13 protein-coding genes are annotated in these 15,210 nt (G+C 72.3%); 2 read left to right on the forward strand and 11 right to left on the reverse strand.

The window, feature by feature from the left end:
- Window positions 1-120: 120 nt before the first annotated feature.
- From V6V89_RS16665 to V6V89_RS16690, 6 genes are all read right to left on the reverse strand, one after another.
- Window positions 121-345: a hypothetical protein gene (locus V6V89_RS16665; RefSeq protein WP_334620038.1), complete on the reverse strand. Its 225-nt coding sequence runs from the start codon at window positions 343-345 to the stop codon at window positions 121-123.
- 73 nt (window positions 346-418) lie between these two features.
- Window positions 419-2,431, reverse strand: a complete 2,013-nt coding sequence (locus V6V89_RS16670) for a M6 family metalloprotease domain-containing protein (protein WP_334620039.1) — start codon at window positions 2,429-2,431, stop codon at window positions 419-421.
- 16 nt (window positions 2,432-2,447) lie between these two features.
- Window positions 2,448-3,446 carry a proline racemase family protein gene (locus V6V89_RS16675; RefSeq protein WP_334620040.1) on the reverse strand — a complete coding sequence of 333 codons (999 nt, stop codon included), beginning with the start codon at window positions 3,444-3,446 and terminating at the stop codon, window positions 2,448-2,450.
- Complete coding sequence (locus V6V89_RS16680; RefSeq protein ID WP_334620041.1) at window positions 3,436-4,740, reverse strand: FAD/NAD(P)-dependent oxidoreductase; 1,305 nt, start codon at window positions 4,738-4,740, stop codon at window positions 3,436-3,438. Before V6V89_RS16680 ends, V6V89_RS16675 begins: the two co-directional genes overlap by 11 nt.
- Before the next feature lie 213 nt (window positions 4,741-4,953).
- Window positions 4,954-7,212: an MMPL family transporter gene (locus V6V89_RS16685; protein WP_334620042.1), complete on the reverse strand. Its 2,259-nt coding sequence runs from the start codon at window positions 7,210-7,212 to the stop codon at window positions 4,954-4,956.
- A gap of 144 nt (window positions 7,213-7,356) precedes the next feature.
- Complete coding sequence (locus V6V89_RS16690) at window positions 7,357-8,454, reverse strand: NAD(P)/FAD-dependent oxidoreductase (protein WP_334620043.1); 1,098 nt, start codon at window positions 8,452-8,454, stop codon at window positions 7,357-7,359.
- A 47-nt stretch (window positions 8,455-8,501) separates the two neighbouring features.
- Here V6V89_RS16690 and V6V89_RS16695 point away from each other — a divergent pair, with 47 nt between their 5' ends.
- Window positions 8,502-9,710 carry a PucR family transcriptional regulator gene (locus V6V89_RS16695; protein ID WP_334620044.1) on the forward strand — a complete coding sequence of 403 codons (1,209 nt, stop codon included), beginning with the start codon at window positions 8,502-8,504 and terminating at the stop codon, window positions 9,708-9,710.
- Here the strand turns inward: V6V89_RS16695 and V6V89_RS16700 are convergent.
- Together V6V89_RS16700 and V6V89_RS16705 are read right to left on the reverse strand one after the other, a co-directional pair.
- Window positions 9,703-10,545 carry a hypothetical protein gene (locus V6V89_RS16700; RefSeq protein ID WP_334620045.1) on the reverse strand — a complete coding sequence of 281 codons (843 nt, stop codon included), beginning with the start codon at window positions 10,543-10,545 and terminating at the stop codon, window positions 9,703-9,705. The genes V6V89_RS16695 and V6V89_RS16700 overlap by 8 nt on opposite strands.
- Window positions 10,546-10,605: 60 nt before the next feature.
- Window positions 10,606-10,935 carry a hypothetical protein gene (locus V6V89_RS16705; RefSeq protein ID WP_334620046.1) on the reverse strand — a complete coding sequence of 110 codons (330 nt, stop codon included), beginning with the start codon at window positions 10,933-10,935 and terminating at the stop codon, window positions 10,606-10,608.
- A 55-nt stretch (window positions 10,936-10,990) separates the two neighbouring features.
- On the opposite strand from V6V89_RS16705, the gene V6V89_RS16710 reads away from it, so the two are divergent.
- A complete protein-coding gene (locus tag V6V89_RS16710; RefSeq protein ID WP_334620047.1) occupies window positions 10,991-11,848 on the forward strand; it encodes a hypothetical protein in 858 nt (285 codons plus the stop codon).
- On the opposite strand, the gene V6V89_RS16715 is transcribed toward V6V89_RS16710, so the two are convergent.
- The 3 genes from V6V89_RS16715 to V6V89_RS16725 form a co-directional block, all read right to left on the reverse strand.
- Entirely contained in the window at window positions 11,845-12,747 is a 903-nt protein-coding gene (locus V6V89_RS16715; RefSeq protein WP_334620048.1) for a DUF559 domain-containing protein, read from the reverse strand. The genes V6V89_RS16710 and V6V89_RS16715 overlap by 4 nt on opposite strands.
- Before the next feature lie 117 nt (window positions 12,748-12,864).
- Window positions 12,865-13,665 (reverse strand): sulfotransferase family protein, encoded by an 801-nt coding sequence (locus tag V6V89_RS16720; protein ID WP_334620049.1) that lies wholly within the window; start codon window positions 13,663-13,665, stop codon window positions 12,865-12,867.
- A 23-nt stretch (window positions 13,666-13,688) separates the two neighbouring features.
- Window positions 13,689-15,143 carry a flippase gene (locus V6V89_RS16725; RefSeq protein WP_334620050.1) on the reverse strand — a complete coding sequence of 485 codons (1,455 nt, stop codon included), beginning with the start codon at window positions 15,141-15,143 and terminating at the stop codon, window positions 13,689-13,691.
- Between the last annotated feature and the right edge of the window lie 67 nt (window positions 15,144-15,210).

The raw sequence follows: 15,210 nt of genomic DNA on the forward strand, positions 1-15,210 counted from the left end.
GCGGCGTGGGCTGGTGACGGTTCGCACCGTCCGCCGATGATGCAGCGGGCCAACCAGATCCCGGCGTTCGACTCGGTTCGGGTCAACGTCCAGTAGGGACAGGCGGCACAGGCTGAGCGCCTACAGGTCGTCGAACGGGTGCGCGTACGCGAACGCGCCGCGGATCGACGGCCGGTAGGCGCTCAGCGTTCGTGCCTGGAAGTACGCTCCCCACTCGGCCGTCGGCGGCGTGACTCCGTACTCCGCCGCCGGCCTGAACCCGAAGCGCGGGTAGTACTCGGTGTGGCCGAGAAGCACCACGAGCGGCTCTTCCAGGGCCTCGGCGGCACCGAGCACGGCGTGCATCAGCGCCGAGCCGGCGCTTCCGCCACGAGCGAGAGCGCCGGCAGCCAGGCGTCGGGCGGGACGCCGGGTATTTTCAGCCCTTCTCGACCCGGCACTGCCGGGTCATCGTCTTGGTCGGGTCGCTCTCCGACGTGGCGGTGAGCTTGACGAAGCCGGTACCCGCGGCTTCGGCGGTCGCCCCGACGGATACGTGGACCTTCGTGCTCTGGCCGAACCGGGCGGTGGTGATTTCGTGCGGCAGCCAGGCCCGGTACCCAACGCCGGCCACCTGCGCCGACAGCCGGTACACGTCAGCCTTGGCGTATGTGGACACGTCGGTCGGGTGCGGCACCTCGCCCATCCCCCAGAACTGGCCGGTGTTGGTCAGCTCGAACGTGCACGTCGCGCCGTTGCGGGTCGGGCGACCGGCGGTCACCTCGCCCGCCGACAGCTTGAGGCCGCGCGTCTGCGGGTCGCCGCTGCGGTCGAGCGGCCGGATCGCCACCGTGTACCGCAGGATGCCGTTCGCCTCGCGGGCCGCGTTGAGCACGTAGAAGTGCAGCCCGTTCGCCTCGTCGACGTACTCGTAGTCGCTGCCCGAATCGGTGCCGGAGTGGAACAGGGCGTCGGAGAGCTGCCGGTAGTCGCCCATGGTGATCATCACCGGCGTGCCGTCCGGCTTGCGGTAGTCGACCATGTCGATGTCTTCCGGGTGCGAGTCGACGACCCACACGAACGGCGGGCTGTCCGCGTTCTTCGTCTTGCTGAGCAGCACGCCCCGGTCCGGCGTGAACGAATCCGCCCCCATCCGGTCGACCACCTCGACCGTGTAGTTGTCGTAGTTGCCGCCGTCGCACAGCGGATCGGCCGCCACGGTGCAGGTCGGCGAGTGGTCCTGGTCCATCGCGACGTTGACGCCCGCCAAACCCTGCCCCGCGTACGCGGACCGCGCGGTCACCGTGGCGACGACGAGCCCGGAACTGGCCAGCGCCTCCCGCGACACCTTGAGCACCTGGTCAGGTGCGACCAGTCCGATCTTCATCTTGTCGCGCAGCATGTGTTGTGCGCCCAGCGAGCCGCCCTCGACCGCCGGGATCTTCCACCGGGTGTGCGGGCCACCGGGCCCGTTGAACGTGCCGCGCGACAGCATCCCCCAGATCCCCGAGTACGCCCGGCGCACCGGCACGGCGTACGGGTTGTTGTAGTTGTCGCCGATGCCCAGCAGGTGGCTCAGCTCGTGCGCGTACACGCTCATGCCCGAGCTTTCGGCCTGCGTGGACGAGTTGCCGCTGGCGTTGGGCCAGATGCTGGCCGCCGACTGCCACGACGTCCACTCCACGTACCTGGTGCGGGACCAGTTGTTCATCGCCGGGTCGGGCGGTCCCCACGGGTCGGGCACGTCTTCCTTGGCGTTGAACCTCATCATCCCGAACTCTTGCCAGGTCGACGACTCGTCCTGGCCCGCGCCGAGGTAGAAGATCTGCTCGTACTGGTCGATGACGTCCTGCCCGACGGCGGCGCGCCACGCGGCGAGCGCGTCGGTGCGGATGTTTCGGTTGCAGGTCTCGCCGGTCGGGCACATGCCGGGGTTCATGTCGTTGGTGATTCCATAGTGGTACGACTTGTTCGGCAGCGTGTACGGGCCGAACCCGGTCAGTTCGACGCCGTACCGGCCACCGGAGTCCTCCATCCAGTAGTCGTGGAGGGTGCGGCCGTGGTTGAGCGCGTTCGGGGTGTTGAGCAGATCGGTGTAGTGCTTTGCGACCTGGTCGTTGGGGATGTTCGCGGCGCTGGGCTGGGGGTTGCCGAAGATGGTCGATCCCGCCGGCTGGGTCACCACGAACGGCTGGTCGGGATAGTCCACCAACACCAGCGCGATCTTGAAGTTGCGCACCGAGCCGCGCACCGTCGGGTCGTTCCAATTACGCCCCGGTACCGCCGTGTAGTCGTCCCAGGTCATGTCGTCGGGGTTCTGCCACTCCTGCGGGTCCACCGGCTTGAAGGCGCCCGCGTAGCTGGCCGCCTCGGCCGGAGTTACCGCGACGGCGGCGGGCCCTAACAGGCCCACCGCCGCTGTCGCCACCACCGTCAGTCTTCGCAGCCGCATGACTACACCTCTCTGGTTAGAGCAGGAAACCTTCCGGGAAGGGGTCTTCCGGGTCCAGTAGGTACTGCGCGGTCGCGGTGATCCAGGCTCGGCCGGTCACCGTCGGCACGACGGCCGGCCGGCCGTCCACTGTGGTCTCGGCGATGAGCCGGCCGGTGAACCGGGTGCCGAGGACGGATTCGTTGACGAAGGGGGTGTCGAGGCCGAGCCGGCCGCGCGCGTGCAACTGCGCCATCCGCGCCGACGTACCCGTGCCGCACGGCGACCGGTCAACCCAGCCGGGGTGTATGACGACCGCGTTGCGCGAGTCGGCGCCGTCCTGCCCGGGTGCGACCACCTGGACATGTCGGCATCCAGAAATCGCCGGGTTGCCCGGGTGCCCCGGCAGCGCCTGCTCGTTGATCGCATCCATGATCCGCAGCCCGCGCCGGATCAGCTCCGGCACCGTCGACGGCGTGACCGGCAGGTCGAGCTCCGAAGCCTCCACGATGGCGTAGAAGTTGCCGCCGAATGCCATGTCGTACCGCACGGTCCCGCCGGCGTCGACCTTCTGGTCGGCGGCCAGCAGGAAGGAGTCGACGTTGCGGATGGTGACCGAGCGCGCCCGGCCGCCGTCGACCGCCACCTCGGCGGTCACCAGACCAGCCGGGGTATCCAGCGCGATAGTGGTGATCGGCTCGACCACCGGCACCATGCCGGTCTCGACCAGCACGGTGGCGACGCCGATCGTGCCGTGCCCGCACATCGGCAGGCATCCGGACACCTCGACGAAGAGCACGCCGTAGTCGGCGTCCGGTCGGGTGGGCGGTTGCAGGATCGCGCCGGACATCGCCGAGTGCCCGCGCGGCTCGAACATCAACAGCCGGCGCAGTCCGTCGCGGTCCCGCTCGAAGAGCTGCTTGCGTTCGAGCATTGTCGCGCCCGGCAGCACGCCGACACCGCCGGTAACCACCCGGGTCGGCATCCCCTCCGTGTGCGAGTCCACCGCGTGCAGGACAAGCCGGCTACGCAACATCACCACCACCTTCCGCGAGCGTGCCCAGCGGTATCGGGAAAACGAACGGGCGCCACGCGAACGCCACCGGGTCCGGCGCCTGTCCGGTCTCGGCCCGCAGCAGGGCGAGCGCCGTCCGGCCGCACATCCGGCCCTGGCACATCCCCATGCCGACCCGCGTCAGCAGCTTCAGCGCCCGCACGTCGTCGATGCCGTACCGCAGCACGTCGGCGCGCGCCCGCCCCACCGTGACCCGCTCGCAGCGGCACAGGACGGTGTCGTCCGGCGGCACCGCGTCCGGTGCTGGGTACACGGTGTGCAGGGCGTCGGCGAACCGGAGCCGGCGGGCGCGGCGGCGCCGGTGCGGTGCGCTCGCGGCGGTGAGCGCCCGGTCGTCGATCAGTCCGATGTGGTGGGCCGCCGTGAGGCCCGCGATGGCGCCTTCGGCCATGGCGAGCGCGGCACCGCCGACGCCGGTCGCCTCGCCAGCCACCAGTACGGCCGGCACGCTGGAGCGCTGCGCGTCGTCGACGGTCACCACGAGGCTGCCGTCGCGCGGGTCGACGCGGGTGTCGCAGCCCAGCGCGACCGCCAGCTCGACCGACGGGGTGAAGCCGTGCCCCACGCACACCGCGTCGGCCTCGACCCAGCGGTCCATGGGAGTCACCAGCGCGCGCAGTCCGTCTCCGCGCCGTTCGACCCTCGTGACCCGCTGTCCCTGCCACAGCGCGGTGCCGCGCAGGTACCTGGCGGCCTCGACCAGCCGGCCGGGCGAGCCCGCGATCGCAAGGGGATGCCGGAACCAGCGCGACAGGCGGGACGCCTCGACGACCGCGACCACCTCGGCGCCGACCGCGCGGAGGCTGGCCGCGACGGCCAGCAGGAAAGGTCCGGTGCCGGCTACCAACACCCGCCGTCCTATGGGGACACCACGCTCCTTGGCCAGCGCCTGCGCGCCGCCCGCGGTGACCACGCCCGGCAGGTCCCAGCCGGGAAACGGCACCACCCGGTCGTACCCGCCGGTCGCGAGCACCACCGCTCCTGGCCGCAGGACCCGGTCACCGACGCGCAGCGACAGGTCGGGCCCCGCGGACCAGACCTCGTGCCGCTGGAGGAAGGTGATGCGCTGGTGGGCACCCGCCCGGTCGACGAGCGGGTGCCCGACGGCAGCTCGAAGGTACTGGCCACCTGGCTGGGCGTCGAGGTCGACGACCGCGACCGCGGCACCGGCGTCCGCGGCGCTGATCGCCGCCGCGAGACCCCCGGGCCCGGCGCCGACCACCACGACGTCCGGCTCCGGGAGCCGGGCTTCCACCAAATCAGCAGGCGGCGGCACGCAGGTTCGAGGGTTCTGCGGGTCGGCGCACGCGAAGCACACACCCATCCCGCAGAACCACGGCCCTGGAGCCGGCGCCGCCTGGACTGCCCGCCCACCTCCCCGACCACGGCCCGACGAAGTCGGTGCGCGGCGCGAGGGAAGGCGGCGCCTTTCAGGACCAAGGGCCAACCAGCTCCTCATGGCGCCACGCTAGGGAGCGCGCAGCGCCGCGTCTTCCGACGACTGTCGAAACGGGGCCGCCGCGACACCGACATCCGGTCGCCCCTCGACGTGCAGTTGCGGCAGGGAGCGGTCCAGTCGCGCCGGCAGCCACCAGTTGGCCCGGCCGAGCAGGTGCATGACCGCGGGCACGAGCAGCATCCGGACGACGGTCGCGTCGATGAGGATCGCCACGGCCATGCCGAACCCGAGCACCTTCACCGCGACGTCCGAGATGGGCACGAACGCCGCGAACACCGCGATCATGATGGCGGCGGCCGCCGTGATGACCCGGCCGGTGCCCGCGAGCCCGGCCAGCACCGCGCGCCCGTTGTCACCGGTCTTCACCCACGTCTCGCGCATCCGGCTGAGGAGGAAGACCTCGTAGTCCATCGAGAGCCCGAACAGGATCGCGAACATGATCACCGGGATGAAGCCGGCCATCGGCGTCGGAGTGTCGATGCCGATCAGCTGGCCCGCCCAGCCGCCCTCCAGCACGAAGGCCGTCACGCCGTACGCCGCCGCGACCGAGAGCAGGTTCATCAGCGCCGCGGTCAGCGGGATGAGCAGGCTGCGGAACGACACCAACAGCAGCAGCATCGACAGCAGCACGACACCGCCGATGAGCAGCGGGAGCCGCTTGGCGATGTTGACGTTGGAGTCGATCGCCGAGGCGGTCACCCCGCCCACGTGCGCCCGCGCCCCGGTGTCCGGGATGACGTCGTCGCGGATCGCGCGCACCAGGTTTTCGGTGGCGGTCTCCTGCGGGCCGGCGGTCGGCACGACCATCAGCATCGCCGTGTCGCCCGCGGGGTTGAGCCGCGGCGGCGTCACGGCGGCGACGCCGGGCGTGGCGGCCAGGTCGCCGGCGAGGCGGGACAGTAGCGGCCCGGCATCCACACCGGACACGTCGGTCACGACCAGCAGCGGTCCGTTGGCGCCCGGCCCGAACCCGTCGGCCACCATCTCGTACGCGCGGCGGTTGGAGGTTCCCTCGGCGTCGTTGCCGGCGTCGGGGAATCCGATGTGGACATTGAGGAACGGCGCCGCCAGCAGGAGCAGCAGCGCGGTGCCGGTCAGCGCCGCCAGCACGCGGTGCCGTTCCACGAGCCGGCTCCACCACGTCCAGCCGCGCGCCGGCACCAGGTGCCCGTCGACGACCGTGGCCCCGGTGCGCCGACCGAGTGGCAGCCGCAGCCGGTCGACCCACCGGCCGAGGTAGCCCAGCAGCGCCGGGAACAGTGTCAGCGCAGCGGCCACCACCACGAACACGGCCACCATCGTCACCGCGGCGGCGCCGCTCATGAACGACAGACCCATCGCGAACAACCCGAGCATGCTCACCATGACGGTGGCGCCGGCGACCAGTACCGACCGGCCGGCGGTCTCCAGCGTGGCGACGGTCGCAGCCTCCGGCTCCAGCCCGGCGGCGCGCCACTCCCGGAATCGGGTCACCATCAACAGCGCGTAGTCGATCCCCAGCGCGATGCCGAGCATCGAGCCCAGCACGGGCGACCAGTCGGGTACGTCCATCAGCCGGGCGACGGCGCCGACGAGCGCGCCGCTCACCGCGAGCCCGGCGAGGGCCACGCCGATCGGAAGCCCCGCCGCCACCACCGAGCCGAACGTGATGAGCAGGATGACGGCAGCCGCCAGCAGGCCGATGCCCTCCGAGCCGACCTCACTGGCATCGGCGAGCTGGATCGCCTGTCCGCCGAGCGCGACGTCGAGGCCCGGCCGGGCGGCCTCGTCGGCGGCCGCCAGCAGGCGCTCGGTATCCGGGACGGGCATGTCGGCCGGGTTCGCGACGTCGAGGTTCAGGCGGGCGAGCAGCGTACGGCCGTCGGCGGACACCGCGCCGGGAGTCGCGTACGGGTCCTCGACGGCGGCCACGTGCGGCAGCCCGGTCAGCTCGCCGAGGAGCGCGGTCACCTCGCCGCGTACGCCGGGATCGGTGACCGGGCCGTCGGCGCGCACCACCACGTCGACGGTGTCGCCCGCGCGGGCCGGGAAGCGCTCGGCCAGCAGGTCCTGGGCAGCCTTCGAGTCGGAGCCCGGCGCGGAGTAGTCGGCGGCGAAGTCGCCACCGAAAGCGGCGGACACGCCGAAGGCGATAGCGAACGCGGCCAGCCACGCCAGCAGTACCCGCCCGCGCAGGCGGTATGCGAGCCCGGCGAGGCGGCCCAGTGGGCCTGGTCGGGCCCGGACCTCCCGCTGGGGATCGTCCAGTCGGGGCATGGTTACGGTCATCGGGTTCTCCCTGTTCAAACGGCGACGACCCGATGCTTCCGGCCCGCGCGCGGTGCGTCGTCGGGCGGCGAGCGCGATCGGGTACGCCGGGAGGCGTGACCGCGGATGCCGGGTGTACGCGTCCCGGCGTAGGACAGGTAAGCGTCAGAAGCGCGCCGGGTCGAACGGCGCCAGGTCGAGGGCTGGCGGTTCCCCGGCGATCGACTGTGCGATCAGGTGACCGGTCGCTGGGGCGAGGCCGATCCCAGCGCCCTCGTGCCCGTGCGCGTGCAGCAGGCCAGGCACCCGCGGATCGGGGCCGATCACGGGCAGGTGGTCCGGTGCGAAGGGACGGTAGCCGCAGTACACCCGGATCGCTCGCACGGTAGCGAGCGCGGGAAACAGCGTGACCGCGCCCCGGGCGAGCGCGCTGACCGCGTCGTGGCTGAGCGCCGGGTCAAAGCCGACGAGTTCCCGGGTCGCCCCGATCAGCACGGTGCCGGCCGGAGTGCCCTCGACGACCGTGGACGTCTGCAGGCTGGCCGCGTCCGAGGCGACGTTGTCGAGGTACTCGGCGGAGTACACCTTGTGCCGGATCAGCCGCCCGACCGGCTCGGTCACGAGCACGAACCCGCGGCGAGGCGCCACCGGCAGCGTCGCGCCGAACGAGCCTGCCCAGGCGCCGGCGGCGTTGACGACCCACCGTGCCGCGACGGGACCGGATGGCGTGTCGACCCCATCGGGACCCACCGCCAGGGCGGGCGTACGGAGCAGTACGCGAGCGCCCAGATCCCGCGCGGCGGCCAGCATGGCGGCGGCGGCCCTGGCCGGCTGCACCTGCATGTCCTGCGGGTAGTAAACCCCGCCCGCGACGTCGGGTGAGATGGCCGGCTCGCGTTCGCGGACGGCGGCGGCGTCCAGGTCCTCGGTGAGCACCCCGGCGGCGGCCTGCGCGCGGGCGGCGGCCGACAAGGCCGCGAGCCCCGCGCCGTTCCGCGTGACGATGAGGCCGCCCTTGGCCTCCAGCTCGATGTCGCCGAGCGCCGGCGCCCACTCGCACCAGAGCCGCAGGCTCAGCAGCGCGAGGTCGAGCTCGGGGCCGGGCGGCTTGTCGGAGACCAGCAGGTTGCCCTCGCCGGACCCGGTGGTGCCGGCGACCAGCCCGCCCCGCTCCAGCACGACGACCGACAGGCCGCGCCGGGCACAGGCGAGCGCGCAGGCGGCGCCGACGATCCCCGCGCCCACCACCGCCACGTCGACCATGCCCGCAACGCTTGCGCGGCGGGCCGGGATCCGTCAAGGGTAGGACGATGCATGGGGAGCTCCAGCGCACCGTCGACGCCGTCGCCGCCCGGGTGGGGCGACCGGCGCTGATCGAAGACCGCCGGCAACGCGTGGTCGCCTACAGCGAGCACGCCGAACCGATGGACGCCGTCCGGCGGGGCTCGATCCTGCGCCGGCACACCACGCCGGAGGTGATGACCTGGTTCCGGCGGGCAGGCATCCTGGAGGCCCGCAAGCCGGTGCGCACGCCCGCCTGCCCCGAGCTCGACCTGCTGCCCCGGATCTGTCTGCCGGTGCGCCACGACGACCTGCTGCTCGGCTTCGTGTGGTTCATCGACGCGGACGGGTCGATGACCGACGACGAGGTCGACGCGGCGCTCGACGCGATGTCCGACCTGTCGCTGGCGCTGTACCGGGAGAACCTTCTCGGCGAGCTGACCGCCGAGCGCGAGTCGGAGGCCGCCCGCTCGCTGCTCGTCGACCAGGGCGGCGAGCGCGCCGCGCACGCGCTTTTGGAAGAGGGCGTGATCAGCGCGGACGGTCCGACCACCGCCCTTGTCGGCCACCTCGTCACCGCGCCGGGCGAGGCGCCCGACGAGGTCGCGCGCATCGCGCTGGAGCAGGCTCTGGTACTGACGCGGCGCTGGCTCGGTCCGAAAGGCGCGCTCCACTTCCCCCGCCACGACCATGGGGTACTGGTGTTGTGCGGCTCGCGGAACGCCGGGCGGCCCTCGCCGGAGGCGACCGCGGCCCATCTCGACGAGGCGCTGCGCGCCGCCACCCGTGGCCTGCCCTCGGTGGTGCGCACCGCCGTGGGTGTGGGCACGACGTACCCGGCGCTGGCCGACGCGGCGCGCACCTACGACGAGGCGCTGCACGCCAGCCGGGTCGCCGCGCGCCTGCCCGCCCTCGGCCGGGTGGTGACGTGGTCCAGTCTCGGCATCTACCGCGTACTGTCCAGAATGGACAGCACGACGTCCGTCCACCCTGGACTTGAGCGGCTCATGCCCGACGAGGCCAGCCAGGTGCTCCTTTCGACCCTGGAGACATATCTGGACCTCGCCGGCAACGCGCACGCCACCGCCGAGCGCCTGCGATTGCACCGCACCACGCTGTACTACCGCCTCCAGCGCGTCGAGCAGCTCGCCGGCACCGACCTGCGCGACGGCGGCGAGCGCCTGTGCCTGCACCTCGCGCTCAAGCTGGCCCGGCTCACGGGCGCCTGGCCTAGGTGAGCGCGGGGCGCGGGATCGGCACCGTGTCGATCGCTGGGATGGCCACGGTGTCGGCGCTCCACGCGACGGCGGGGCGCGGCGTACGGCTCGGCAGGCGCCACGACCGTTGCGCCTTCGCCCGCTCACGCAGCTCCACCTGACGCACGCGCAGCGCCGCCTCGGCCGCCTCTTCGCTCAGGCTGCGCTGGGCCGCCATCGCCACCTCGGTCGCCTGCCACGCCGAACGCTCCACACTCGAGAGTGTGGCGCAGGCGCGGCGCAGCCGTTCCCGCCGCAGCAGGCAGAACTTGGTGTCCTGCTGGAAGGGGTGCGCGTACGGATCCCAGCCCTCGCGGTGCGCCAGGATGTCGCCGTACTCCACGGCCGTCAGGTCGCCCCGGCGGAGTGCGAGCGTCGCCATCCGCTCCAGGTACCGCCGGCGCGCCGCCCGCTCGCCCGGCATGGACGGTGTATCCGGCGTCGTGAATGCCTCGGCCCGCATGGCCCGCTGCGCCGCCGTGACCGCCTCGTCGTACGCCCGCCAGGTCGCTTCCTGTGTGCGGAGCACAGCGGCCCACGCAGCTCTCCGGCGCTCCGCCATCACAGCGGCGCGATCGGCGGCGACGGCCACCTCGTCGGCGTACCGGCGCAGCTCGGCCTTGGTGGTTTTCGGGACGCGCCGCGCGGCGGCCGCCCGCTGCGCTCGGCGCACCTTTCGCTCCCGGCGCTGCTCGCGCGTCGGGATGGACATCAGGACGAACGGCAGCGCCGCCACGGAAATGAGCAGCAGCCAGATGAAAACAGCGCCGCGGAAGTCGGACTCGAAGATGTGGACAGCCGTCTGGAAGGGGTCCATGAGATACACCTCACCCAAGGTGGAGGGGTCGAGAGGGATGACGAGAGGGCGAGTGGGCCGTCAGCGCGGCGGCGCGCGCACGCCGACCAGTGACCGGTCGGCACTGTGTGCGGCGGCGATGCCCCTGTCAGGCGTGACGGCCGGCCCGCTCTCGGTGGCCGGCTCCGCCGGCGCCTCCGGCTCCTCGACGAGCGACACGGCCGTCTGGCCGGCCCCGTCGGTCGTATGCGCCGCCGTGTAGGCATGCGGGGACGCGGGTGCGGCGCTCTCCGCCACGGGCTGCCAGGTCCAGGCGCCCACGACGATCGCCAGGATCGCGATCCCGCGCAGCAGCCGCAGCCACCGGCGCAGACCTCGCGGGCCTCGCAGGGTGGGCGCGGCGGCGAACATTCACCTACGTTATCGCAACCGGGAACCGCCCGCTCGGAGCCACCGTCTCATGGTCATGACCATCGCTCGCACCGTCCGCGCCACCACCGCAGCCGCGCTGCTGGCGCTCGCCGCGGCCTGCGCACAGAATTCCGGTGGCGCTGCCCCGGAGCCAGCCGCGGATCAGCTCGACCCCAATGACGTCGCGCTCCGCGTGGAATACACCGGCGGTTTCCTGACTCCCGCGATGCTCGCCGGCCGGCTTCCCATCGTGACCGTGTACGGCGACGGCCGCGTCATCAGCCAGGGCCCACAGATCGCCATCTATCCCGGCCCGGCGCTGCCCAACGTCGAGGTACGCCGTGTCGAGGCGGCCACCGTGACGCAGCTCATCGACAAGGCGGTCGCGGCCGGCGTCGGCAAGACCGCCGACTTCGGCCAGCCGGGCGTCGCCGACGCGCCGACGACCCGGTTCATCGTGCTGACCGACGGCGGGCACGTAACCACCGAGGTGTACGCGCTGGCCGAGGCCGGCGAGTCCAACGACCTCACCGAGCAGCAGAACACCGCCCGCGCCAAGTTCCGCGACCTGTTCACCGAGCTGACCAGCGTGCCCGAAAAGTCCGGCACGGCCCAGCCGTACGAGCCGACCGCGCTCGCGGCGTACGCCTCACCGTGGGTAGCTCCCGACGCGGCGCTCGGCGAGCAGCCCGAGGTTGCCTGGCCCGGCCCGGCACTGCCCGGCGTGTCGCTCGGCGAGCAGCTCAGCACCGGCTGCGTGACCGTGACCGGCGACGGAGTGCAGAAAACGCTGGCGGCGGCCGCCAAGGCAAACGCGGCGACCCCGTGGACGTCAGCCGGCAAGCGCTGGACCGTCATCCTCCGCCCCCTGCTCCCCGACGAGTCCGACTGCGCCAAGGTAGCCACCCGCTAACGAGTCTCCAAGATCGCCCGGATCTCCCGTCGTACCGCCGCGGTGTCGTTGCGCAGCCTCTGGTGGGAGAACCGGACGACCAGGATGCCGGCGGTCGCGAGGAGCGCGTCGCGCCGGAGGTCCGCGTCGCGCTGCGCTGGTGAGCCGTGCGAGGCTGCACCGTCCAGCTCAAAGTCGACCCGCTGCGCCTCGGCGTACACGTCGAGGTAGTACGTGCGACCGCCCACCTGGACACGGACCTGCCGCTGAAATGGCGGCAGGTCCGAGCCGGTGAACACGTGGTCGTGCCCCCATACCTCCAGCACGCTTCGACAGCCCGACACCAGCCGATCAAGCAGCCCATGGCAAGCCGCGCGATCGGCGAATCTGGGAGCGAGCGCCAGCGCCTCCGCCAGCCGTTCCGGCGTCGTAAGCCGGTCGTTCACGGCACGGATCATCGATGCACACCTGTCCGCCTCCGGCAGCAGCGGCCACGCATCCACAAGAGACCGCTCCAGCCGAGTGACCGGCAGGCCCTCACGCGCCACCACATGCGGCGGCCCGATCTTGAAACCCGCGCGGCGGTGGACGACGACCAGCCGGCCGGGTCGCAGCCGGACATCGACCGGCACGGTCACGTGTATCGGCTCAGCCGGCTCGCTCTCGTGGAGCCGCCACACGTCCAACGCCGTGGTGTGGCTGAGCGCTCCCCGCCCGTCGATGTACCGCAGCGCGGCCTCCCGTCGGGTCCGCGTCTCATCCGCGAGCGCGGTGTCGGCGTACACGCCAGGCAGCAGCCGACGAAGCTCTCCGGCGCGGCGCGCGGACTCTAACGTCCAGGGCGGCACAACCTGGCACGCTTCGGTGCGCGTCACCACGCCGCGGTAGCACTCCAGCAACGCCCGCAGCTCAGCATTCACCTCGCCGAGCCTCGCCGCTCTAGCGGCGCGACGGGAGGGGGTGTGGATAACCCTCCAAGGTCAAAGTCCCAGGACACACCAGAAACACGGCGTGTCAAACCGAAAACGGGACTTTGATCAAGCGGGCCAGGGGTCTGGCCAGCCTAGGAGCTCGGCCAACCTTGCGTTGTGGGGGACGAAGTAGGCGCGCAGTGAGTCGCGGACCTCGCGGGGTGGGGCGCCCCACTCGACGCGGCGGGTGTGTTGGGCGAAGCGGGGCGGCAGGTACGGCTCCAGGTCGAGGAAGCGCAGGATCTCGGCGTACGTCGTGGCGGGGTCGGCGTAGAAGTCTTCGCTACGCACGACGTGGATGCGGGACCGGGGCACGTGCCGGAACCAGCGTTCCAGCTGCTCCGCGTACCGCCCCCGGGCCGCGTACGAGAACCGGCGCAGCACGGCGTGCGCGGCGCGGCTGTCAGGCCCGGCGCGCAGCGCCCACGCCAGCCGGTCATGCTCGGCGGCCAGCGCGTCACCGAACGACAGCGGCTCGGCCCCGTAGGAACGCGTGTGCAGGTAGTGGGAGTAGGCGCGCTCGACCGGGTCGCGCAGCAACGCGATGAACCGGGCCTGCGGCAGCGTCACCGCGGCACGCTCGGCGGCCCGCGGGTGGAAAAGGTAGTACGGGCTGGCTTCGAACGACTGACGCCCGGCCATCGACGCCGGGAAGTGCCCGCGGTACCACCGCTCGCCGCGCCCGTAGTGGATGCTGAAGAACTGGATCTCTTTGCCGCTGGCGGGGCGCACCTGCGGGTGCTCGGCGAGGTAGTGGTGCAGCGAGGTGGTGCCGCAGCGCTGGCCGCCGATGATCAGGAAGTCGGGCAGCGCGCCGGGCGCGACGGCTCGCGCCCAGGCCCGGGTGCTGCGCACCGCCCGGCGCATGCCATCCAAAGTGGTCCGTCGGCTCACGCGGCGGCCCGCGCAGCTCGCACGGATCGGAGCACCATGGTGTCCTCCTTGGACAGGCCGAGAGCGAGCACCACGCCGGCATAGACGGCGATAATCGTAGTGAGCCCTCCGGCCAGCTGGAAAGAGCCAGGCAGGAGCCAGCGTGCGGCCAGCGCCGCGGCGAACGCCGCCGCTCCGGCGAGCAGGCCCTTGACCATGCCCTCGCTGACCGGCAGCGCGCGCACCAGCACCCACACCTGGGTGACCCGCGCCAGATTGACGGCGATCAGCGAGGCGCTCCACGCGACGGCGGCGCCGATGACGCCGTACGCGGGGATGAGCCACAGGTTGAGCGCCACGTTGAGCACGAGCGCTCCGACGTTGTCGACCATGTTGAGCCAGACCTTGCCGGACATGTTGAGCAGGGTGCCGCAGGGCCCGGTGGCGGCGTTGACAAGCTGTCCGACGGCGAGCACGACGGTGACGGTCGCGCCGGTGGCGAACGTGCCGCCGAAGAAGCGCAACAGGTCGGCCGGGAACACGATCAGTGCCACGAACGCGGGCAACGACAGCCGCACCACCCACCCGGTGGCCGCCGCGTAGATCCGGCGCACCTCCGGCAGCTTGCCCTGGCGGTACAGGTATGCGATGTAGGGGCCGAACGCCGCGTTGATGGGCGCGAGCACGAAGATGGCGAGGGTCACGAGCCGGGTGGCGACGTTGTAGACGCCGATGTCGCCGTTGCCGAATGCGCCGAGCAGCAGGGTGTCGAGCCAGATCAGGCCGGTCGAGGCGAGTGACGAGGCCCAGCTGACGGTGGAGAAGCGAAACAGCTCGCCCGGCCGGTACGCGGCAGGGGCGGGAGACACCCGCCGCATCAGTCGCGCCAAGGCACCGAGCGCGAGCAGGGCCGCCGACCAGGAGGCGATCACCACGGCCCACAGCGCTCCGGTGAGGCCGAAGCCGGCGGCCAGCGCCAGCCCGGTGAGGGCGAGGCGGGAGGCGGGTTCGTAGACCTGCCCGATGACGGTGAACGGGCGCTGGGTGCGCCAGCCGCGGGTGGCGGCCAGGGCGGCTTCGCACACGGTCGACGCGGGCAGCGCCACCGCCACCAGTCGCAGCCCGGTGACCAGCGACGGGTCGTGCAGGGCGTCTGCGAGCACCGGGGCGAGCGCGAAGAGGCCGACGGCGATCACGGCCGCCCCCGCGAGGCTTATGGTGAGGCCGAGCCGCACGGTGCCGCGTACCCCGGCCGGGTCGTCGTCGGCGAGGTGCACCGCGACGAACCGGGTCAGCCCGGCCCGGAACCCGGAGAGCGACAGCAACCCGAGCAGCGCCAGCACCGCATAGCACTGGGCGTACCGGCCGACGTCGCCACTGCCCAGCACCCGGGCCAGCAGCAGCATGACGGCGAACAGCGCCGCCTGCCCGCAGATGGCGCCGGCGAGGTTGAGCACGCCGCCACGGGCCATGCCGCGCACATGGCGATCGGCGGAAGCCGTCTCGGTACTCAAACCCGGCTCACAGTGCCACCGGGTT

The sequence above is a fragment of the Micromonospora sp. CPCC 206061 genome (assembly GCF_036906915.1).
GTDB lineage: Bacteria > Actinomycetota > Actinomycetes > Mycobacteriales > Micromonosporaceae > Phytohabitans.

Coding starts and splice junctions, on each gene's coding strand:
- V6V89_RS16665 (WP_334620038.1), bottom strand. CDS start 345: ATGCACGCCGTGCTCGGTGCCGCCGAGGCCCTGGAAGAGCCGCTCGTG.
- V6V89_RS16670 (WP_334620039.1), bottom strand. CDS start 2,431: ATGCGGCTGCGAAGACTGACGGTGGTGGCGACAGCGGCGGTGGGCCTG.
- V6V89_RS16675 (WP_334620040.1), bottom strand. CDS start 3,446: ATGTTGCGTAGCCGGCTTGTCCTGCACGCGGTGGACTCGCACACGGAG.
- V6V89_RS16685 (WP_334620042.1), bottom strand. CDS start 7,212: ATGACCGTAACCATGCCCCGACTGGACGATCCCCAGCGGGAGGTCCGG.
- V6V89_RS16690 (WP_334620043.1), bottom strand. CDS start 8,454: ATGGTCGACGTGGCGGTGGTGGGCGCGGGGATCGTCGGCGCCGCCTGC.
- V6V89_RS16695 (WP_334620044.1), top strand. CDS start 8,502: ATGCATGGGGAGCTCCAGCGCACCGTCGACGCCGTCGCCGCCCGGGTG.
- V6V89_RS16700 (WP_334620045.1), bottom strand. CDS start 10,545: ATGGACCCCTTCCAGACGGCTGTCCACATCTTCGAGTCCGACTTCCGC.
- V6V89_RS16705 (WP_334620046.1), bottom strand. CDS start 10,935: ATGTTCGCCGCCGCGCCCACCCTGCGAGGCCCGCGAGGTCTGCGCCGG.
- V6V89_RS16710 (WP_334620047.1), top strand. CDS start 10,991: ATGACCATCGCTCGCACCGTCCGCGCCACCACCGCAGCCGCGCTGCTG.
- V6V89_RS16720 (WP_334620049.1), bottom strand. CDS start 13,665: ATGCGCCGGGCGGTGCGCAGCACCCGGGCCTGGGCGCGAGCCGTCGCG.
- V6V89_RS16725 (WP_334620050.1), bottom strand. CDS start 15,143: ATGGCCCGTGGCGGCGTGCTCAACCTCGCCGGCGCCATCTGCGGGCAG.